The organism is Shewanella sp. cp20, assembly GCF_000832025.1.
Classification (GTDB): domain Bacteria; phylum Pseudomonadota; class Gammaproteobacteria; order Enterobacterales; family Shewanellaceae; genus Shewanella.
The window spans coordinates 1-20,935 of the sequence record NZ_JPII01000053.1 but is presented as its reverse complement, the minus strand read 5'-3'; the positions used below and the strand labels follow the sequence as shown (position 1 = coordinate 20,935).

General features: G+C 54.3%; 22 protein-coding genes and 1 tRNA gene. 18 read left to right on the top strand and 5 right to left on the bottom strand.

Annotated elements, in window-relative coordinates:
* Positions 1-148: 148 nt before the first annotated feature.
* The 3 genes from DB48_RS18850 to DB48_RS18840 form a co-directional block, all read right to left on the bottom strand.
* Positions 149-225, bottom strand: a tRNA-Pro gene (locus DB48_RS18850).
* A 148-nt stretch (positions 226-373) separates the two neighbouring features.
* Positions 374-2,161 (bottom strand): DUF3413 domain-containing protein, encoded by a 1,788-nt coding sequence (locus DB48_RS18845; RefSeq protein WP_041511729.1) that lies wholly within the window; start codon positions 2,159-2,161, stop codon positions 374-376.
* Positions 2,162-2,261: 100 nt separating this feature from the next.
* Positions 2,262-2,477: a YejL family protein gene (locus DB48_RS18840; protein WP_041511749.1), complete on the bottom strand. Its 216-nt coding sequence runs from the start codon at positions 2,475-2,477 to the stop codon at positions 2,262-2,264.
* Positions 2,478-2,554: 77 nt separating this feature from the next.
* Here DB48_RS18840 and yejK point away from each other — a divergent pair, with 77 nt between their 5' ends.
* From yejK to DB48_RS18755, 17 genes are all read left to right on the top strand, one after another.
* Positions 2,555-3,586, top strand: coding sequence for a nucleoid-associated protein YejK (yejK, locus tag DB48_RS18835; RefSeq protein ID WP_041511728.1), 1,032 nt, complete (start codon positions 2,555-2,557; stop codon positions 3,584-3,586).
* 423 nt (positions 3,587-4,009) lie between these two features.
* Positions 4,010-4,894, top strand: coding sequence for a 6-carboxytetrahydropterin synthase (locus tag DB48_RS18830; protein ID WP_041511727.1), 885 nt, complete (start codon positions 4,010-4,012; stop codon positions 4,892-4,894).
* A 170-nt stretch (positions 4,895-5,064) separates the two neighbouring features.
* Complete coding sequence (locus DB48_RS18825; protein ID WP_235375446.1) at positions 5,065-5,841, top strand: M23 family metallopeptidase; 777 nt, start codon at positions 5,065-5,067, stop codon at positions 5,839-5,841.
* A gap of 265 nt (positions 5,842-6,106) precedes the next feature.
* Positions 6,107-6,781: an LON peptidase substrate-binding domain-containing protein gene (locus DB48_RS18820; protein ID WP_052813870.1), complete on the top strand. Its 675-nt coding sequence runs from the start codon at positions 6,107-6,109 to the stop codon at positions 6,779-6,781.
* Positions 6,782-6,838: 57 nt separating this feature from the next.
* Entirely contained in the window at positions 6,839-7,471 is a 633-nt protein-coding gene (locus tag DB48_RS18815; protein ID WP_041511726.1) for a sigma-70 family RNA polymerase sigma factor, read from the top strand.
* Positions 7,464-8,177, top strand: a complete 714-nt coding sequence (locus DB48_RS18810) for a ChrR family anti-sigma-E factor (RefSeq protein WP_041511725.1) — start codon at positions 7,464-7,466, stop codon at positions 8,175-8,177. Before DB48_RS18815 ends, DB48_RS18810 begins: the two co-directional genes overlap by 8 nt.
* 34 nt (positions 8,178-8,211) lie before the next feature.
* Positions 8,212-9,156: a YbgA family protein gene (locus DB48_RS18805; protein WP_041511724.1), complete on the top strand. Its 945-nt coding sequence runs from the start codon at positions 8,212-8,214 to the stop codon at positions 9,154-9,156.
* The gene (gene phrB / locus DB48_RS18800) at positions 9,153-10,559 is read left to right on the top strand and encodes a deoxyribodipyrimidine photo-lyase (protein WP_041511723.1); all 1,407 of its coding nucleotides are present in this window, start codon (positions 9,153-9,155) and stop codon (positions 10,557-10,559) included. The genes DB48_RS18805 and phrB overlap by 4 nt, the downstream gene beginning before the upstream one ends.
* Position 10,560: 1 nt before the next feature.
* On the top strand, positions 10,561-11,004 hold the full coding sequence (locus tag DB48_RS18795; protein WP_200890565.1) for a nuclear transport factor 2 family protein: 444 nt from the start codon (positions 10,561-10,563) through the stop codon (positions 11,002-11,004).
* Positions 11,005-11,015: 11 nt separating this feature from the next.
* Positions 11,016-11,738: an SDR family NAD(P)-dependent oxidoreductase gene (locus DB48_RS18790; protein WP_041511722.1), complete on the top strand. Its 723-nt coding sequence runs from the start codon at positions 11,016-11,018 to the stop codon at positions 11,736-11,738.
* On the top strand, positions 11,735-12,988 hold the full coding sequence (locus tag DB48_RS18785; protein ID WP_041511721.1) for an NAD(P)/FAD-dependent oxidoreductase: 1,254 nt from the start codon (positions 11,735-11,737) through the stop codon (positions 12,986-12,988). Before DB48_RS18790 ends, DB48_RS18785 begins: the two co-directional genes overlap by 4 nt.
* A complete protein-coding gene (locus tag DB48_RS18780; RefSeq protein ID WP_052813869.1) occupies positions 12,985-13,779 on the top strand; it encodes a DUF1365 domain-containing protein in 795 nt (264 codons plus the stop codon). The genes DB48_RS18785 and DB48_RS18780 overlap by 4 nt, the downstream gene beginning before the upstream one ends.
* Before the next feature lie 81 nt (positions 13,780-13,860).
* A complete protein-coding gene (locus DB48_RS18775; protein WP_041511720.1) occupies positions 13,861-15,153 on the top strand; it encodes an SAM-dependent methyltransferase in 1,293 nt (430 codons plus the stop codon).
* Positions 15,131-15,640, top strand: a complete 510-nt coding sequence (locus tag DB48_RS18770) for a DUF2878 domain-containing protein (RefSeq protein WP_052813868.1) — start codon at positions 15,131-15,133, stop codon at positions 15,638-15,640. Before DB48_RS18775 ends, DB48_RS18770 begins: the two co-directional genes overlap by 23 nt.
* Before the next feature lie 8 nt (positions 15,641-15,648).
* On the top strand, positions 15,649-16,137 hold the full coding sequence (locus tag DB48_RS18765) for a chalcone isomerase family protein (protein WP_041511719.1): 489 nt from the start codon (positions 15,649-15,651) through the stop codon (positions 16,135-16,137).
* Positions 16,134-16,664 (top strand): DUF3833 domain-containing protein, encoded by a 531-nt coding sequence (locus DB48_RS18760; protein ID WP_041511718.1) that lies wholly within the window; start codon positions 16,134-16,136, stop codon positions 16,662-16,664. The genes DB48_RS18765 and DB48_RS18760 overlap by 4 nt, the downstream gene beginning before the upstream one ends.
* Before the next feature lie 420 nt (positions 16,665-17,084).
* Positions 17,085-18,470 (top strand): FAD-binding oxidoreductase, encoded by a 1,386-nt coding sequence (locus DB48_RS18755; protein WP_041511717.1) that lies wholly within the window; start codon positions 17,085-17,087, stop codon positions 18,468-18,470.
* Positions 18,471-18,575: 105 nt separating this feature from the next.
* Here the strand turns inward: DB48_RS18755 and DB48_RS18750 are convergent, their stop codons facing one another.
* On the bottom strand, positions 18,576-19,166 hold the full coding sequence (locus tag DB48_RS18750) for a VOC family protein (protein ID WP_041511716.1): 591 nt from the start codon (positions 19,164-19,166) through the stop codon (positions 18,576-18,578).
* A gap of 102 nt (positions 19,167-19,268) precedes the next feature.
* The gene (locus DB48_RS18745) at positions 19,269-19,808 is read right to left on the bottom strand and encodes a L,D-transpeptidase family protein (protein ID WP_041511743.1); all 540 of its coding nucleotides are present in this window, start codon (positions 19,806-19,808) and stop codon (positions 19,269-19,271) included.
* Between the two features lie 144 nt (positions 19,809-19,952).
* Here DB48_RS18745 and DB48_RS18740 point away from each other — a divergent pair, with 144 nt between their 5' ends.
* Positions 19,953-20,780, top strand: coding sequence for an ion transporter (locus tag DB48_RS18740; RefSeq protein WP_041511715.1), 828 nt, complete (start codon positions 19,953-19,955; stop codon positions 20,778-20,780).
* Positions 20,781-20,935: the final 155 nt, after the last annotated feature.

Here is a 20,935-nt window from a genome sequence, read left to right as displayed (position 1 = left end):
ATTACGTTCACTGTCTCGGTTTTTTATGTGTGACAATTATCTTGTGCTTTGATCACTAGGGGCTAGCGTAAAGAGCCTTTAGTTACTTTGATACGCTATCAAATCCCAGATAGCAAAAAGCCAGCTTTTCAGCTGGCTTTTTTGAATTTGGTCGGTATGAGAGGATTCGAACCTCCGACCCCTGACACCCCATGACAGTGCGCTACCGGGCTGCGCTACATACCGATTTTATCCAAAGCAGCAAAGACTTGGGGTCTGCTTCGAACAGGCAGAACTTTATCAAGTCGTTTGCCCCTGTGCAAGTGTTTCAGCCGTGGAGCCCGATCGACTGGCTAGTTTATAGTCGCTAGCGACTCATTCCCTAATGCAGATCCTAATGGTTATAGAAGCGTCGTCCTTCGCGCATCACCTGGATAAGCTCGGGGGCGCTGATCTTCTTGTTGCGCAGACGCTGGCTATAGTCACGGTTATAGATACGGTACTTGCCGTGTCTGTCGATCACAGTGATCTCATCTTCCTGGTAGATACCAAACACCAGGTTGTCGCCGATATAGGTCCAGTTCTCGCTCTGGGGCTGCAGAATGTTGCGTCCGGCGCTGTAGTCGCTGGCCTTGTTGGTGCAGTCCAATAGCTGGGTCATCAGGGTCGGTACCACGCCATAGTGGCTGCTGGGGTAGGTGACCGTCTTGTCGTACTCCATGCCTGGCCAGTGGATAATCAGCGGCACATGCACGTTGGCCGGTGACAGGTTGCCACGCTGGTTGTCGTTGTCGCCGGTAAAGACCTTGCCCGAGACGCCGGTGACCATCACGAAGGTGCTGTCGGGCAGGCGTTCGATAAGCCGCTGTAGCTGCTTGTCGATAAAGTTGAGCGACTGACGATATTGGTTAAACAGTACCTTCTGCGCCGGTTTGAGTGGCGTGGCGGGTTTGACTGTCTCGATACCCAGGAAGCCGATAGGGGTATCGTAGCTGTCCGGGCTCTGCAGGTTGAGCAGGGCAAACCAAGGTTTCTCCTGCTGCATGCGCCACTGGTCGAAGCTGTCGATGGATTGAATATCGGCATCGGCCACGCCATTGGTCAGCGGCTGCAGGTGCGAGGTCAGGTCCTGATAGATGGCCTGGGGCTGAATAGTGCTTGTCTCGGGGGCGAAGCGCGCCAGGGTATAGCCCTGTTTGGCCAGCTCCTGGGTGAACACGGGTGAGCGATAGCTGAGATCGTCGGCGGCGATATAGCTGCCCTGCAAGCCATAGAGCAGGGAGAACATGCCGCTGTTGTGCATATTGCCGCCACTCAGGTGCTGCTTAAATTCGTGGTTGTGTTTGCCGTACTCATAGAGGAACGGCATGGTGTCCTTGTTGACCAGATCGGCCCTGAAGCCGTCGATAGCTACCATCAATATGTTGATCTCAGGGTTGGCGCTGCACTGCAGCGGCGAGATCGGGTAGTTGAGGCTAGGCTGTAACTTGCTCGGGTCCTGAGGCTTGTCGCTCTTCTCTATGCCGTGGCTCTCCATGAAGGAGCGAGCGGTGGCGGGATATGAGAGTGGGTAGGCATCATCCAGGCGAGTGATCTCGGTTATGTCGGCGGCATCGGCCCAGATGTGGATCAGGTGGCTGCTGACGAAACACAGGCCGATCACTATGACTACCTTAGGGCCGTAATTAGACTTACGGATCTTCTCAATCCGCTTCCACAGGAAGTTGGCGGCAGTCAGCTCGAGGATGATGATCCCCAGCGGCGTCACTATATAGGAGGTGCCCTGCAACAGGGCGTTGAGATCGGCCCAGGCAATGTCGAACACAAATGGACTAAGGTGCAGACCGTAGTCGTCGTAGATCAGGGTGTCATACAGCAAGATACACAGGCCCAGGGTGGCGGCAAAGGCCGCGAGGCCGCGCAGTATCTTGGAGTAGGGCAGCAAGAGGGTGACGGGAAAGAGCACCACCAGATAGACGATGAAGGCGAGAAAGCTAAAGTGGCCCAGGGTGCTGATGGCCAGGTAACCCCAGCCAATCCAGGACTCGGGCGCGCCCACGGTTTCAATATAACGGACACCGACTATCATCGCCAAGAAGCCGTTGAAGAAGGCAAACCAGTGCCCCCAACTGACTAAGCGTGACACGCGATCACGGCCCATCTCTTTTTTACGCTCGATCATAGGGATCCGTTATTAGTTGAAATACTTGTCTATCTTAATTTTTTTTAAAGCGGATTGGCCAGTTTTTTGCGAACAAAAACCGCTTTTTTAGCCGTTAGTGTTAGCTTTTTACCGACTGAGTCAGCGCCTTGGCAAACTGTTCGGCCACTTGCTCGCGTGCCGCCTCTGGCACCTTGCGCATCAGCAGATCTGTGACACAGTTGCCCAGTACCATCAGGCTGAGATCGGTTGGCGCCTGGTGCTTGTCGAGTACAGCCAGGATCTCGGCGATGACGGCTTCGACCTGGGCGTTTGAATATTTAGATTGGATAGCCATATTTAAAAATTTTTTCACTTTAATTTGAAATAGCGGCATATAATAACGGATTTCTACCAACATCACTATCGAGGCTTATGAGTATTAACGTCGAACAAGCAATTATTCACGCGATATCCCAAGATGGCGAAGGCCAGCTCAGCTGTAGATTGCGTCCACAACCGCTACTAAATAGTCAAGCCGTCGAAGCCATGCTCGAAGAGCTGCACCAAACTTACACCAGCAAATCGGGTAAGGGTTTTGGTCATTTTGGTACCCACGGCGACGATGGTGAGGCCAATCCCAAGTTTAAAGAGGCACTTAGCCAGTATCTGGGTGGCGAACTAGGGTTTGTCGAGTTCTCTGGCGTAGCGGGGCAGCTGCTGCAAGAGGAGCTGGCTAAGTATGATTTCAGCCAGGGCGGTTTCCTACTGCTTGCCTGCTACACCTATATGACCAGCGATTACCTGTTTGTCTCCCTGCTTAACGCCAAGTCGTCGATGACGGTGCTTGACGATATGGAGCTGTCGCAGAATACCCACCTGGATCTCAACAATGTGCAGCTGGCGGCGCGTATCGACCTGACCGAATGGCAGGCTGATCCGGATTCGCTCAAGTATATCTCCTTCGTGCGCGGCCGTGCCGGGCGTAAAGTTGCCGACTTCTTCCTCGACTTCATGGGATGTGTCGAAGGGGTTAACACCAAGGCGCAGAACAAGTCGCTGATGAATGCGGTAGAAGACTTTGTCGCCAGCAGCGAGCTGACCAAGGATGAGCGCCAGCAGTGCCGCGAGAAGGTGTTCGAGTATTGCACCGAGCGGGTCGACAGCGGCGCCGATATTCAGCTCAAAGATCTGGCCGATGAACTGGCCGATGCCGGTATGGACTCCTTCTATGACTTCGCCCAGGGCGGCGACTATGAGCTGGAAGAGGAGTTTCCCGGCGATAAGCCGACCCTGCGTCAGCTCAAGAAGTTCTCGGGCACAGGCGGTGGCGTGACCATCAGCTTCGATGGCCAGCATCTGGGTGAGCGAGTGATCTATGACCCTATCTCAGATTCCATCTTGATCAAGGGCGTGCCGGCTAACCTCAAAGATCAGCTGGACCGTCGCCTCAAGGGTGGCCAATAAACCATAGCTAAGCCCACAACAGTGGGCGAGTTAGCGCCAGTGTAAAGCGTCTGTATTAGGCGCTTTTTTCATTGATGATGTGTAATACCAATCGTAATAAATAATTGATCATTCTAGCTTGTTAAAACGCTCGATAACTGTATTAGTATTTTTAATTGTAGAATAACTACTTATCTAAAAATTCTGCTTTGTTCTCAAGCGTTTTTCCTGCGCTATTTCTGATCACATACTTATTGTGATTGGTATAATGTGAGTCGGTTTGGTTAGACGACGAACGCTTAACCGCTGCATGACTTGCTAAAATATCGCAGATGAGTTGAAATTATCTGCTGAAACAACAGTACTGTTGAAACAAATGTGTCCGTCGGCCGTTTGCCGGAGGGATCAAATAAGGTGGACTGTTTTTCTGCCTACGGAGCGTAAATGCAACTTTTTGTTAGAGATTTAACCGTAATCGATTTTTCTTACCTGTGCCCTATCCGTGGCATGGTCGGGGAGAGCTGGATTGTCGACGTGCTGCTCGATGGTGGCCTGGACGATCAGAACATGGTGCTGGACTTTGCCAAGGTAAAGCGCACCATCAAGAGCACCATAGACGATGTGGCCGATCACCGTTTGCTTATCCCTACCGCCTGCGCCGAGGTGAGATGGCAGCAGCAGGGCGATCGTGTCTGGATGGATTTCAACAGCCTGCAGGGAGATATCCATCTCGCCTGTCCCGCTCAGGCCTTTGCCCTGATCCCCACTGAGATCATCGATTTCGACAGCGTGAACGCCTTCTTGCAGAAAGCCTTGAAAGAGGTGCTGCCGGACAACGTTCAGGGCATCGCATTGACCCTGCGTAACGAGCTGCACGAGACCCCTTATTACCACTACTCTCATGGCCTGAAGAAACACGACGGTAACTGCCAGCGGATCGCCCACGGTCACCGCAGCCCGATCAACGTGTTTGAAAATGGTGTCGCCGCGCCTAAGTGGGACGAGTACTGGGCCCGTCGCTGGAAAGATATCTATCTCGGCTCTGAAGATGACTTGGTCGAGGTGGACGAGCTGGAGCTGTCGCCACAGACAGTGGTGAGCGATGAGACCCACTATGGGTTCCACTATGTGGCGCCACAGGGCGATTTTCAGCTGGCCATGCCCAAGAAGCGCTGCGAGATCATTCCCCACGATACCACGGTAGAGCTGTTGGCCGACTTTATCGCCACCACCCTGGCTAACGAGAATAGCGACAGCTCATTTAAGGTGATCGCCTACGAAGGCGTGGGCAAGGGGGCTATCGCGGTTAAAGGGGCAAGCCAAGCCTAAGCGCTCAGGCCTAAGTAAGCTGCCCAAAGCCTGGCAGACGATTTATGAGTATTAATCAGAAGGAGTCGAATGTGAACTTGTTGCGCTTAGTTGCGGCGATACTCTGTCTGGGAAGCGCCGCGGGCGTTCAGGCCGAGGTGAACCTGAGCGAGGTTAACTTGAGTGGCAAGATGGAGCAGGGGGCGCTTATTCGCGGCCTGGCTCAGGCGGGGACTCAGGTATGGCTCAACGGCGAACCGGTTAAGGTGAGTCCCGAAGGTCTGTTTGCCTTCGGATTCGAGCGCCAGGCGGCGCTTAGTCAAGAGCTTAAGCTGGTGTATCCCGACGGTCTGACGCAGATCATGCCGCTTAAAATCAGCGAGAAGCAATACAAGATCGACAAGGTCAACGGCATCGCCAAGAAGATCATGAAGCCAGACCCCAAGGCTCAGGCACGCGCGGCCAAAGACAGCAAGCAGGTCAAGGCGGCAAGAGCCACCTTCTCGGGCCAGACCGCCTTTGCTAAAGATTTCATCTGGCCGCTGACCGGGCGCATCTCGGGTGTGTATGGCAGTCAGCGTGTCTACAACGGTAAGCCGGGTAATCCCCACTATGGTGTGGATGTGGCGGCCAAGACAGGCACCGTGGTGGTCGCGCCGGCCGATGGCGTGGTGACCCTCTCTGTGCCCGATATGTTCTACTCTGGCGGTACCATGATCATCGACCACGGCTATGGGGTGAGTTCCAGCTTCCTGCACCTGAGCAAGCTCTATGTTAAGCCGGGTGAGACCATCAAACAGGGTCAACCCGTTGCCGAGGTGGGCGCCACAGGCCGCGCCACCGGGCCACACCTGGACTGGCGTCTCAATTGGTTCCAGATGCGCCTGGATCCTGTGACCGTAGTGCCGTCCATGGCGAGCGTGCTTGAGCGTCAAACCCAGGCCAAACAGACCAAACAGGCAAATTAGGTCAAGTAGTGCAAAGTGCTCTCTGACAAGGAGAGTGGAACTTGATATCAGTTAAGGCGGCCAAGGGTCGCCTTTTTCATGTCTCTCATTGTTTATCTCTTCCTTGATTTGTCGCTTTCTTAACCCATCTGGCGTTTGGGTGATCGATTTTTGGTATCGCTGCGTAATCAAGTTATAGGTCAAGCAGACATCGTGAGCAGCAAAGCTACTGCGCTTTGATTTCTGCGTTGGAAAGCATTTAAGCAGAAGAGTCGTGTAAGTCAGTATGAAGATCACCCATGAAACCAGCCCTGCTACCGGGGCGCAGCAAGCGGATCTCACCCAGTCGCGGCAACAGCAGCCCACCAAGATAGCGGAGCAGACTCTGTCGGTCTTTCCCCTGCCGCTGTTTGTGCTGCCGGGCGGCGTGCAGCGCCTGAGGATCTTCGAGCAGCGTTATCTTGCCATGGTTACAGAATCCATGGCGGACGAGTCCAGCGGCAGCGGCTTCGTGATCGCTCGCTACGATAAGGCCTTTGACTTCAATGTGCCGGATTGGGGCACCAAGGTACAGATCGTCGATTTTCATCATGGCGAAGATGGCCTACTGGTTATCGATGTTAGGGCCAGCCATCTGGTGAGCCTGGACAGATTCGAGATGCGTGGTGACGGCCTGTTGATGGCGCGCTGTCGCTATCGCGACCATTGGCCTGCTCAGCCGCCCAGTGCTCGGCGCGGCGAGCTGGGGCAGGCCCTCAGCGAGCTGTTTGTACAACATCCTCCATTGGCGCAACTCTACCCTCAGCCAGAATTTAATCGGCTGGATTGGGTCTGCGCTCGCTTTTTAGAGATATTGCCTTTATCTTTGAATGAGAAGGAGAAATTCATCTTGCCTAACAGTTTTCCTCAGGCAAAGTCGTTTCTCGATACATTTATTTTGGGTCAGGACAAAATTAATTGATCCAAGTTGCCGGCGCCTGCGTATAGACGATTATCTATGGGTCATACGTGAATTCAGATGCAGACATTTGTTAGCGCAGGCGCCCCGGATAAAGGGAGTGCGAACATTAACAGTCATCCAGAGACGCAGGTACCGCCAGAGTTGTCTGTCTGGTTGGTGCGAGTCGCCGATGAGAGGGATAAGCAGGCGTTTACCCGGTTGTTTCAATTTTTTGCGCCTAAGATTAAACGCTTCGGTATCAAGCAGCTAGGCAACGAGGCTCAGGCACACGAGTTGGTGCAGGAGACCATGAGTAATGTCTGGCGCAAGGCGCATCTCTATGACGGTGACAAGGGCGCGGCCACCACTTGGGTCTATACCGTGATGCGTAATGCCGCCTTCGATATGCTCAGGCGTGTCAAGGCCAAGGCGGAGATGAATCTCGGCGACGACATCTGGCCTATCGAGCAGGTGCAGAGCGAAGAGTCACTGCCTGAATTTGCCGACCATCTGATGGAGAAGCAGATGCTTGCCTATGTCGACAGCCTGCCCGAGGCACAACGCGCCGTGGTCAAGGGTGTCTACTATCAGGAACTCTCCCAGGAGCAGTTGGCACAGCAGTTCGGCGTACCCATAGGCACCATTAAATCCAGACTCAGGCTCGCCCTGGCGAAACTCAAGCAGCAGATGGGAGACCAGCAGCATGATTAATCACCATCCCACTTCTGACGTGCTGGCACAGTTTGTTGCCGGTAACTTACCCGCCTCGGTATCCGTATTGGTGTCGAGCCACGTCGAGCTGTGCGCCGAATGTGCCCGATCGGTGCAGCGTTTAACCCAGCAGGCTGCCATCGACGCCTTTGGCGAACTTGCTGACGAGACAGCAGGCGATGAGTTGCTTGTAACCGATATGACAAGCGAACTGGCCGGCGAATTTGAGTTCGAGCTAGAAGATTTCGACGAGTGTATCGCCGCCATCACGGCCGAGGAAGCCGATGACAAGCGGCAGTTGCCGCAAACCGTTACCGAAATTGCCGTGGGAGGAGAGCGTATCGCGCTGCCGACGGCGCTCAGGTCGATTCCCCTCAGGGAGTGGCAGGGCATGGGCAAGCTGTCACGCTCGCGCCTGGCGCTGGATGATGGCGATCTCAGGATGAGCCTGCTGCACATAGATAAAGGCGGCAGCGTGCCTTGTCATACCCACAAAGGGTTCGAGATCACCTTGCTGCTGCAGGGCAGCTTCACCGATGAGATGGGCGAGTATCGCAAGGGCGACTTTATCTGGCTCGACGGCCAGCACACCCATCAGCCGGTGACCGAAGAGGGCTGTGTCTGCCTCACGGTTTCCAGCGATGCGATCCATTTTACCCAGGGAATGAGCCAGCTGCTTAACCCAATCGGACGTTTTATCTACTAATTCCTTGATGCCTGGTCTGCTAAATGGAGGCGACATGAAGAAGAAATTGAAGATAGGCATAAGTGCCTGCGTGATGGGGGAGCCGGTACGCTTCGACAGAGGCCACAAAAAGTCCGGTTTCTGCATGGAACAACTGGCGGAGTTTGCCGAGTTTAGGCCCGTTTGCCCAGAGATGGCCATCGGCCTGCCGGTGCCTAGGCCAACCATCAGGCAGATCGTTAAGGACAATATCATCACCGTCTCTCGCCCCGACGGCAGCGGCGATGTGACCGAGGCCCTGAAAGCGTTCGGCGCTAAGGCCGCCCAAGGCTATCAGGATCTGGCGGGCTTCGTGTTTTGTGCCAAGAGCCCGAGTTGTGGCATGGAGCGGGTGAAGGTATATCACCACCATGGTAAAGGCTCTGAGTCTACAGGCGTTGGTGTATTCGCCGAGCAGGTGATGAAGGCCAATCCGCTGCTGCCCTGTGAGGAGAACGGCAGGTTGAATGACCCCATCATTCGCGAAAACTTCACCACACGTATCTTTACCTATCAGAAGTGGCTGGATCTTAAGGCCGAAGGGCTGACCCGGCACAAGCTGATCCAGTTTCACAGTGCCCATAAGTACCTGGTGATGAGCCATCATGTACAGAGCTACCGAGAGCTGGGGCGTCTGCTGGGCCGCGCCGATATTGGTGTCGAGGAGCAGGGCGAGCGCTATATCTCTGGTTTGATGCAGGCCCTTAAGAATAAGGCGTCCCGTCGCAGTCATACCAACACCCTGCAGCATCTGCAGGGCTACTTTAAGCGTCAGCTCGATGAGCATAAGCGCCGTGAGCTGACCGAGGAGATCGCCGCCTATCGCGAGGGGCTGTCGCCACTGTTGGTGCCACTGACGCTGATTAAGCATCACCTTATCGAGTATCCCAACGAGTACCTGCAGCAGCAGGCCTATCTCAATCCTCATCCTAAGGAGCTGAGACTGAGGTATGGCTATTGAGCGCACTACTCTGGCTGAGAAGGGACTTTCGCCTCCATGACAACCCCGCCTTGAGTGAGGCGGTTCGCCTTGGGGTAAAACAGGCGGTCTTTATCGCCACCCCGGCCCAATGGCATAAGCATGATATGGCGCCGATCAAGGCCGATCTCATTCGACGCCATCTTAACTTAATGCATAAACGGCTATCTGAGTATGGCATCGAGCTGTTGGTGTTATCGGCCGCTGACTTTAGCGATCAGGTAAAGGTCCTGTGTGACTTTTTCCGCGCTAACGCAATCACTCTGCTGCTGGCCAACGGCGAGCCAGAACTCGATGAGCGTCAGCGTGACGCCGACATAATGGCCACAGGCCTGGAGCTGAGGCTATGGCAAAACGATTGTATCTTGCCCCCCGGCAGCGTGCTCAATCAGCAGGGGGAGATGTTTAAGGTATTTACCCCCTTCAAGAAGGCCTGGCTTAAATGTGTCGCCGCTCGAGGCATAGAGTGTGTGCCGACGCCGACACTTGAGAAACCTTTGACGAGTGATGAGGTGTTGGCAGGCAGTGCCGACGCCTTTAGCTTAGATTATCCCCTAGCGGACTCCAGTATCTGGCCCGATAGTGAGCAGGTGATGACTAAGCTCTTGCCCGCTTTTTGGCAGGAGAAGCTGCTCGACTATAGTGAGCGGCGTGATTTTCCCGCCATCAAGGGCACCTCGGGGCTCTCTCCCTACTTAGCCATAGGCGCCATCAGCCCACGTTGGCTGGCACTGCAACTGGTGCAGCGTCATCCAGAGGTGATCTATGACTCCCAGCACGCCGCCTTTTCCTGGCTCAATGAGCTGATTTGGCGCGACTTCTATAAACATCTGCTGTTTCACTATCCCGATCTCATCAAGGGCAGGAGTTTTCAGCCCAAGTATGAGTCGCTGCCCTGGCCCAATAACGAGTCGCACTTTCAGGCCTGGTGCGAGGGACGTACAGGATATCCCATAGTCGATGCCGCCATGAAACAGCTGCGCCGCACCGGCTGGATGCACAATCGTCTAAGGATGATAGTGGCCAGTTTTCTGACTAAACACCTGCTGGTGGACTGGCACAAGGGCGAGCGCTTCTTTATGCAGCAGCTGATCGATGGTGATTTTAGTGCCAATAACGGCGGCTGGCAGTGGGCGGCCAGCACGGGCTGTGATGCCCAGCCCTATTTTAGGATCTTCAACCCTATCACCCAGAGCCAAAAATTTGATCCTCGGGGCGATTTCATCCGTAAGTATCTACCAGAGTTAAGTGAGGTGCCCGACAAGCAGATCCACTTCCCCCACGACTATTTGGTGAGTCAGGGCAAGGGTGAGATCTACCCCGCGCCGATAGTGGACCATAAGGCGGCGCGTCAAAGGGCGCTGGCGTTTTATAAGGTGGAGTAGGATGACAAAGACGATGGCAAACGCCTTGTGGTTACAAAATTTTATCGCCGTGTATAGCGACCTCGGCACAGAGAACCTGGAGGGGCTGCGCCAGATCTATCATCCCGACGTAGTGTTTTGCGATCCCCTACATCGCGTCGAGGGGCTGGATAGCCTGCTGGGCTATTTTCAAGGGCTTTATCACCAGGTGATAAGCTGTGACTTCACCATAGCGTCGGTCTTAGAGCATCAGGGCGAGGCCGCCGTCTACTGGACCATGACCTTCAGACACAAACAGCTTAATGGCTGCCAGCCCATTGAGGTCGAGGGGCACTCTCAACTGCGGGCCAAGGACAACAAGGTGATCTATCACAGGGATTACTTCGATGTCGGCGCCATGTTATATGAACAGCTGCCATTGCTCGGCAGCCTGATACGCGCGGTAAAACGCCGCGCCGTGCGCTAGGGGAGGTCGCCATGAAGCTAATGATCACAGGGGCAACCTCGGGGATCGGCAAGCAGCTGGCCCTTGGCTATGCCAATGCCGGTCACCAGGTACTGGCCTGCGGACGCAGCCAGGCAAAACTAGATACGCTTACACAGGCATCGGCAAATATCCATGCCCTCTGTTTCGATTTGACCCAGTATGATAGCTATCCCGAGCTGCCTGCGGCCAGTGATCCGCTGGATCTGTTGATCCTCAACGCCGGGGATTGCGAATATATCGACGATGCGCTTAATTTCGATGCCAAGCGTTTCGAGAAGATCATCAATATCAATCTTATCGCCATCGGCTATGCCCTGCAGGCCTGGTTACCAAGGTTAAGACCCGGCGGTCGCCTGGTGTTGGTGAGCTCCAGCGCTCAGCTACTCGCGCTGCCACGAGCCGAAGCCTATGGTGCCTCCAAGGCGGGACTGAGTTATCTGGCCAAGGTGCTGGCCATCGACCTGGCGAGACATCAGATAGAGGTGACCCTGGTGCATCCGGGCTTTGTGCAGACACCGCTCACCGATCGCAACACCTTCGCCATGCCCATGATGATCGGCGCCGAGGAGGCGGCCGACACCATAATGCGTGGTATCGCCAAGGGCAAGCGTGACATACGCTTCCCGCGCCTGTTTATCCTGGTGATGCGTGGCCTCTCGCTGTTACCTTTTTCACTCTGGCGTCGTCTCGCCATGAGGATGGTGTCTCCATGAAGAAAATTGCCATTATCGGCTCGGGCATCTCGGGCCTGACCTGCGCCTATCTGCTGGACAAGCACTATGAGGTGACCCTGTTTGAGCAGAACGACTATGTGGGCGGACACACGGCCACCGTCGATATAAATCATCAGGGGCGCGACTACGCCATAGACACTGGCTTTATCGTGTTTAACGACAGAACCTACCCCAACTTCAATCGCCTGCTGGCCATGCTTGGCATTGAGGGACAGGCCACCGAGATGAGCTTCAGCGTCCATAACCGTCAGACTGGTTTCGAGTATAACGGCCACGGCCTCAATAGCCTGTTTGCCCAGCGGCGCAACCTGTTTCGCCCCCGTTTCTGGCGTCTGCTGAGTGAGATCTTAAGGTTCAATCGACTCTGTAAGGAGAGTTATGGCCAGGACGCCGTGCCCGAGGGGATGACCCTAGGGGAGTTTCTGGCGCAGCATGGCTTTTCATCATTTTTCAGCGAGCACTACATACTGCCGATGGGGGCGGCCATCTGGTCGACCAGCCTGAAAGAGATGCAGGCCTTCGAGCTTAAGTTTTTCATCCGCTTCTTCTATAACCATGGCCTGCTTAACATCAGTGACAGGCCTCAGTGGTATGTGGTGCCTGGCGGCTCCCGCCAATATGTTGAGGCGATCCTCTCCGGCTTGTCTTGTCCTGTGCGTCTGGGCAGTAAGATCCAGGACGTGTATCGCCAGGATGGTGAGGTAAGGCTAGTGATGCAAGGGGGCGAGACACAGGTATTCGATGAGGTGATCTTCGCCTGTCACTCGGATCAGGCGCTAGCGCTGCTGGGGGATGCCACGCCCGAGGAGCAAGCGGTTCTGGGGAGCATCCCCTACAGCCGTAACGAGGTCGTGCTGCACACAGATATCAAGTTATTGCCTAAGCGGCCACTGGCCTGGGCGAGCTGGAACTACATGCTGGATGATAATCTCGAGCGTGCGGCCTGCGTCACCTACAACATGAACATACTGCAGGGCATAGAGAGTGATACCACCTTCTGTGTCACCCTGAATCAGAGTGAAGAGATAGAGGATGACAAGGTGCTGCGCCGCTTCGTCTATCACCATCCCGTGCTGAACGAAGCCAGTGTCGCGGCCCAGCAGCGGCGCCTGGAGATCTGCGGTAAGGCTCACACTCATTTTGTCGGCGCCTACTGGTACAACGGTTTTCATGAAGATGGCGTGCGCAGTGCCCTTGATGTCACCAAGCGCTTCGGGATGAGTCTATGAGTGCATTGGGTCAAGGCTCGTCCAGCCCTCGAGAGCTTGATGAGCATAGCGGTATCTATACGGGCCAGGTGCGTCATCGCAGGTTTGGCGATATCCCACATGCCTTCGGCTATCGTCTCTACATGATGGGGCTGGATCTCGACGAACTGCCGACGGTCACCGCCCGCAGCTGGCTGTTTGGCCAGCGCTGGTTCAACCCCATACGTTTTTATGAAAAAGATTACCTCAAAAATGAACCCGGTAGCCTTAAGCAGCGTATTGCCCAGAAAGTCGTCGCACTCGGTGGACGTTGGCAGGCAGACAACAGGGTTGTGATGTTGGCCCAGTGCCGCTGCCTGGGGATCTATTTCAGCCCCATCAACTTCTACTTCTGTTACGACGAGCAGCAAGTTTGCCGCTACATGTTGGCCGAGGTGAGTAATACGCCATGGAATCAGAGGCACTATTACCTGTTGAGCCTGGAGGGTGAGATGAAGGTTAACAAGGCATTTCATGTATCGCCCTTCATGGAGATGGAGATGACCTACCACTGGCGGGTGTCGCCGCCGGCGGCCAAGGCGCTGGTGCATATCGAAAACCATCGGGAGACCGAGGGGGTCACTAAGGTGTTCGATGCCACTTTGGCGCTCGACAGGCAGGGGATCACCCCAAGCAACCTGATGAGCACCTGGCTCAGGATCCCGGCGATGACGGTGAAGATGGTCCTGGGGATCTACTGGCAGGCCCTTAAGCTGTTTGTTAAGCGAGTGCCTTTTATCGCGCATCCCGATGTCGGTGAGTCGGCCAAGTAGCAAAGATCACCGCGGGCGTAACCAACGGGGCGGCGCAACATAGAGCCTGAATCAGAGAGTATTTCATTTAGCGAGGTAGAGATGGAACAGATAATCAAACAAGAAAACGGCGTGAAGCCTCGCGGCGCAGCAGTTAACGAGGCCGTTAAGCGCGGCGCTAAGCCAAGATATCGCGCCCTGGTCATCCGCTTGTTGGAGCAGCTCCAGGGGGGACGTATCACCTTGATTGAAGGCGACACACGTCGGCAATTTGGTGAGCTAACCTCTAGTTTTAATGCCGAGATAGTGGTGCTGGATCCCAGCTTCTATCGGGATCTTATTCAGGGCGGCAGCATAGGCGCCGCCGAGGCCTTTCTCGACGGTAAGTGGACCAGCCCTGATCTTACCCACCTGATCCAGCTGATGGCCCGCAATCAAACTAGGCTGGATGCCCTGGAGCAGAAGATGGCCTGGCTGACCCGCATCAAGCATCTGTTTTTAAGGCTGAGTCAGCGTAATACCGAGCAGGGCGCTAAGCGCAACATCCTTGCTCACTACGACATAGGCAACGAGCTCTACGAGCGCTTTCTCGATTCGAGTATGCTCTACTCCTGCGCCCTCTATGATGAAGCGGCGCAGAGCCTGGCCCAGGCGCAGCAAAATAAGCTGCGTACCATCTGCGACAAGCTGGAGCTCAAGCCGGGCGAGCATGTGCTGGAGATAGGCACAGGCTGGGGCGCGCTGGCCATCTATATGGCGCAGCATTATGGCTGCCAAGTTACTACGACCACCATATCCGATGCCCAGTATCAATATGCCAAGACAAGGATAGAAGAGGCTGGCCTTAGTGAGCAGATAACCCTGCTCAAGCAGGACTATCGTCGCCTCACGGGGCAGTATGACAAGCTGGTCTCCATAGAGATGATAGAGGCCGTGGGCCACGAATACCTGGGAACCTTCTTCGAGACCTGTTCAAAGCGACTCAAGCAAGATGGCAAGATGCTGCTGCAGGCCATAACCATCAGCGATGATCGCTATGACAAGTATCGCAGGGGCGTCGACTTCATTCAGAAATATATCTTCCCCGGTGGCTGTCTGCCCTCGGTAGCCGTGATGAGCGAGCAGATCGCCAATCGGACCGACATGGTGATCTGCGATCTGCAAGATATTGGCCTGCACTATGCCAGAACCCTGTATGACTGGCGTCAGGCCTTCGAGCAGGCCTGGCCGGAGCTGGAGGCACTGGGTTATGACGCCAGCTTCAAGCGTCTCTGGCTATTCTACTTCTGTTACTGCGAAGGGGCATTCAAGGAGCGGCTGATCGCCACTCATCATCTGGTTGCCCGTAAGCCCAGGTATTTTGGGGCTCAGGATGAAAGCGTTCTGGCTTATTAACCTTGGCCTGTTCCAGCTTGCCTGGTGGTCGGCGGCCTGGCTGACGCAATCGGCCAGCTACATCATCTCTGGGCTGATCATCTTGCATTGTCTGCTGTCGCCCAGTCTGAAAGCGGATCTGAGGCTGATGGCGCTGCTGCCGCTAGGCTTGCTGGTCGATGGCGTGCTGATTGCCCTCGGTTGTTTTCGCGGCATCGAGTCGGTATTTCCTCTCTGGCTAGCCCTTCTTTGGGTGATCTTCTTGATGAGTCTTAACCATAGCCTGCGCGCGCTGTCACGGCTCGGCCTGCCTTGGCTGATGCTTATTGGTGCCTTCGGTGGGGCGGGTAGCTACTGGGCCGGCCTGAGCCTGGGGGCGTTGGCGACCCCACTGTCCGATCTCAATTTTTGGTTGGTCACGGCGCCGGTTTGGGCATTGCTCCTGCCTTTGTTGGTGTGGGGGCAGGGGGTGTTATCTGCGCAGCAAGTGAGTCAGGTAAGAAAGTGAGGTGAGTCATGGGTAAATATCTATTGCTATTACTCTTTAGCCTGAATGTTCAGGCAGCCGATCTCGACCGGTTACACAAGATAGGTAGCGCCGAGATGCAGTATCTATTTTGGACCTTGTATCGCGCCGAGCTGTATGGCGCAGCCCCTGAGTATCAGGCCGCTGGTGACAAGGCGCTGAGGATCAATTACTACCGAGATATCGACAGTGATGCGCTTATTGAGGCGACCATAGACCAGTGGCGTCACCTGGGGTATTCCGACGAGCAGATAGCGCCTTGGCAGGCACATATTATGGACCTGTGGCCCGACGTGCGCCAGGGCGACAGCCTGACGCTATGGGTGAACTCACAGGGCGACAGTCATTTCTACTTTGGTGACGAGGAGCTGGGACAGATCCAGGATCAAACCTTTGGCGAGGCGTTTCTGGCCATCTGGTTATCTGAGCGCACCTCAGAGCCTGAGCTCAGGCAAGGTTTATTAGGATTAAGACAATGAAAAAGATCATTTTACTAGGTTTGTCCTGTCTAGTGTTGCTGCTCGGCGGCTGCGGTAGTGCATCACTCGAGGATTATCGCGATACCAGCCCGGCGCTGCATCTGGATCAGTTTTTCGACGGTAAGCTAAAGGCCTACGGCATAGTGCTTGACCGCTCGGGTACACTTATCAGGCGCTTCGAGGTCGATTTGTTGGCTCACTGGCAGGGGGATAGCGGTGAGATCAAGGAGTGGTTTGTGTTCGACGATGGCGAGCGTACCACTCGCACCTGGCAGCTGACCAAGCTTAGCGATGGTTCCTATCAAGGCAGCGCCGAGGATGTGGTGGGCATCGCCCTCGGCCGCACCCGAGGCGCGGCGTTGTTCTGGCAATATCAACTCGAGATCCCCATCGATGGTGAGATCTATGAGGTAACCCTGGATGATTGGATGTTTCTGCTCGATGAAAAGCGCTTGTTTAACAAGACCGAGATGAGCAAGTTTGGCTTCAAAGTCGGCGAAGTTATCTTGTATATCGAAAAACAGTAAGGGCAAAGGATTTACCCGTTTGGTGTCGCTAATGGCTCTCGCTGTTTTTGCGAATGAGTCTGGTTATCCAAACGGGAGAGTTTCTACTAACATAAAGACTGATGCTCTTTTGAAATGCAGTAATTTTAATCCTTATAGAAAGCCCTTATACCAATCACAGTAAGTATGTGATCGCAAATAGCGCAGGAAAAACGCTTGAGAACAAAGCAGGATTTTTAGATAAGTAATTATTTTACAATTAAAAATACTAATACCGTTATCGAGCGCTTTAACCAGCTAGCATGATCAATTATTTATTACGATTGGTATTACTCTAAATAGAATCACGATGTAAAGATGTTGAACTTGAGGGAATGAGCATAGCACTTATTGGCAAATACATTGTTTGCGCGACGATGTGACGCATAAGAGGCAGCTTATATGAAAGGTTTACAACAATCTCAGGTGGACAGCTTTAAGGCTGATTTTAGTGGCGAGGTGATTTTTCCCGAAGACAGCGACTACGACGAGGTGCGACAGATCTGGAATGGCATGATAGATCGCAGACCGGGGATGATTGCCCGGTGCACCTCGGCAGAGGATGTCGTTAAAGCCGTTAACTTTGGCAGAGAGAATCAACTACTGATTTCGGTGCGTGGCGGTGGCCACAATATCGCGGGCAAGGCCCTTTGTGACGATGGCTTGATGATCGACCTGTCACTGATGAAACAGGTCAGGGTGGATCCCGACAAACAAACGGCTTGGGTCGATCCGGGTTGTACGCTGGAGGATGTGGATTCAGCCACGCAAGAACATGGCCTGGTTACACCCGTGGGGATCAATTCCACCACGGGGATAGCAGGGTTAACCCTGGGTGGTGGATTTGGTTGGTTAAGCCGCAAGTTTGGCATGACTATCGATAACCTGGTCTCTGCTAATGTGGTGACCGCCGACGGCAAACAGCTTGTTGCCAGCCAAGCCAGTGAGCCAGAGCTATTCTGGGGATTGCGTGGCGGTGGCGGCAACTTCGGCATAGTCACTCAGTTTGAGTTTAAACTGCATCCTCTGGGGCCCGACGTTCTCAGCGGTCTGATAGTGTTTCCCTTCGAGCAGGCAAAGTCTGTTATCAGTCAGTTTGTTAACTTTACCGCCAACGCCCCCGATGAACTGAGTGTTTGGATGGTTGCTCGCAAGGCACCACCGCTGCCATTTTTACCCGAAACGGTACACGGCAAAGAGGTGATAGTGCTGGCGATATGCTATGCCGGCGATCCTGTCGAAGGTGAGAAACTGATCGCACCGCTTCGTCAATTTGGCACACCTGTGGGTGAGCATGTGGGTGTACAACCCTTCGCTGCCTGGCAGCAAGCCTTCGATCCGCTATTGACACCTGGTGCCCGTAATTACTGGAAATCCCACAATTTTACTCAGTTGACTGAAGCGGCTATCGATACGGCTATCGAATACGCCGGCACCCTGCCCACAGAGCAATGTGAGATCTTCATCGCGTCCATAGGTTGCGCAACTTGTCTGCCAGCAGCCGATGCCATGGCATATTCAGCACGAGATGCCCAGTACGTCTTAAATGTGCACGTTCGCTGGGAGTCTGCCGATGACGATAAACGCTGCATCGCCTGGGCGCGGGAGTTCTTCGATAAGACCAAGCCTTTTGCCAGCGGCGGCGCCTATATCAATTTCTTGACCGATGATGAAGCCGACCGCACCGAGTCAGCCTATGGTGAGACCTACGGGCGCTTGCGGCAGCTGAAGAAACAGTACGATCCGAACAACCTGTTTAGGGTCAATCAGAACATTAAGCCCGCTTAGCTAGCAGCTTTGGGCGCAAACCAGAAGCCAAGTGACTGTCGCTTATCATTCGATAGTCACTTGGCTGATTACTGTTTGGTACCTGTCTACTGCGCTGATAAGAGCCTACTTGGCTTCTGAGGCGATAACCGTCTTAATGCCGTGGGGATGTACCTTAATACAGAGATTTCCCCGCTTGAATGCGATGGTAGGGTTAGCCAGGCGCTCATGCTCCCCCTGGGGGGAGTTCATCTTCACCTTAATCTCTGTCTCTTGCGCCAGCACAGGGGCAAGCGTCGGAACCCGTGCCAGTAATTGCTGGCACAAAGTGTCTGTGGTGGTGGCGCCGCCTGGCAGCACTAACTCGATATGTTCCCAGCCCTCGACCGGGTAGCTTTTATTGCCGGGGTAGGGCAGTTCGATACAGTCTATCGCCAGTTCGCCCAGCATCCAGGGCGTATCGAGGGCGATGATGAGTATGGGGCGGCCGTTGATCACATTGTTTGAGATGATCTCTCCCTGACGGCAGAAGGCATCTCTTAGGCTATCGGCGCCTTGGCTTGTGTTGACCCTAAGGGCGGCGTGATCGCACTCAAGGCCCAGGCCATCGAGTCCTAGCTCCTGCATGAAATCTAAAATAGCTTGGCTAAAGCCGGGCCACTGGGCTGTGAGCGCGGCAAAAGTCGGCTGGTGAGAAGTTTGTGATTCGGTTGTCATTGTAATCTATCTTGTCTGGACTCAATATTGCGTGTTGGCTTGGCTATCGGCTTAGCGATTAGCGCCGCGCACCGGGATCTGCAAGCGGGTTGAAAACCGGTCTTATGGCCAGATCTCGATAGGGGTTCCCGTATCGACGGCGCGCCACAACTCGTCAATCTCCTCATTCTTGATGGCGATGCAGCCGTCGGTCCAATTGAGGCGCTGGGCTTCATCCGGCGTGAGTGAGGAATTGGGGTTCTGGCCGTGGATCATGATCTGTCCGCCGGGATTGATACCCAGAGCGGCGGCCCTGAGTTTATCTTCATCATTCGGATAGGAGATATGGATAGCGCGGTAATAGGCGCTGTCGGCCTTCTTGTAGTCGAGGATATAACGACCTTCTGGGGTGCGTTGATCGCCCTCTTGCAGCTTGTGGCCCACCGGGCGATCGCCCAGGGCAATCTTGTAGCGTCTTAATACTTTACCTTGACGCATCAATAGCATGCTGGCCTCAGACTTATTGACCACCACCAGATCTACCTTGCCAATCTGGCTCTTGCTGGCGCTATGGGGCGAGCTTAAGCCGCTCGATTGCGCCCAGGTAACCCCTAACGGAGCGAGTAGGCAAAGCAGCAGGAGTTGTTTAAAAAATGTCTGCATCGTCTTGGTTCGGTAAAATAAAGCCACTACTTGGGTGTTCATCATACCTTATTTTAGATTAAGCTGGATCGGTTAATTCCATGTTGCATCATAGTGGGTGGAATTGGCGTCTTCGATGACGAGAGAAAAGGATTGTTGATTTAGATGGATGAGACCCCGCAAGAGGCGCGTAAACAGAAGCTTAGACAGATTATTTTCGGTACAGACACCCCGGCCGGTCGTTATTTCGACATCAGCCTGATCGTCTGCATCGTGTTGAGCGTCGCCCTGGTGTTTGTCGACACCATAGACAGCATACATAACCGTTATGGCGATTGGATCCGTATCGCCGAGTGGTGCTTTACCGGTATCTTTACCTTAGAGTACATGCTCAGACTCTACTGCTCCGCTCAGCCCGCACAATATGCCCGCAGCTTCTATGGCGTGGTGGATCTGCTCTCTATCTTGCCCAGCTATCTGGCGCTCATCTTCCCTGGCGCCAGCTTCACCCTGGTGATCCGTGTGCTGCGTCTGTTTCGGATATTTCGTGTGCTCAAGCTGCTGCGCTACCTCAGCGAGGGTAACCTCTTGCTGCGGGCCATGATGCAGTCGAGTCGCAAGGTCTTTCTATTTTTCTTCTCGGTCAGCCTGATCGTCATGGTGCTTAGCGCCATCATGTATGTGGTGGAGGGACCCGAGCATGGTTTTACCTCCATGCCCAAGTCGATCTACTGGACCATAGTGACCATCACCACAGTGGGCTATGGTGACATCACGCCCCAGACCACTCTCGGCCAGGGGATCGCCGCGCTGACCATGCTGATCGGTTACTCCATTATCGCGATTCCCACGGGTATCTTGACCTCGGAGATCTCCCAGGAGATGGTGCGTAAGAAAGATCTACGCCGCTGCAGCAACTGCCTCAAGATGGGCCACGAAGTCTCGGCGCTCTATTGTGACAAGTGTGGCAGCGAGTTGGAAACCGACCTCTAGGGAGCCTAGGGCCTGTTTATCTTTCGCGTTCATTTTTGCAGCATTCTGTATCGGTTCTATACAAGGCAGAGCGATTGTAATGTGGTGTGCTACATCAATGAGCGATAACGCAGTAGAAAAATGATACAGACGCTGCCCGCAGGTTTCGTCTTGAG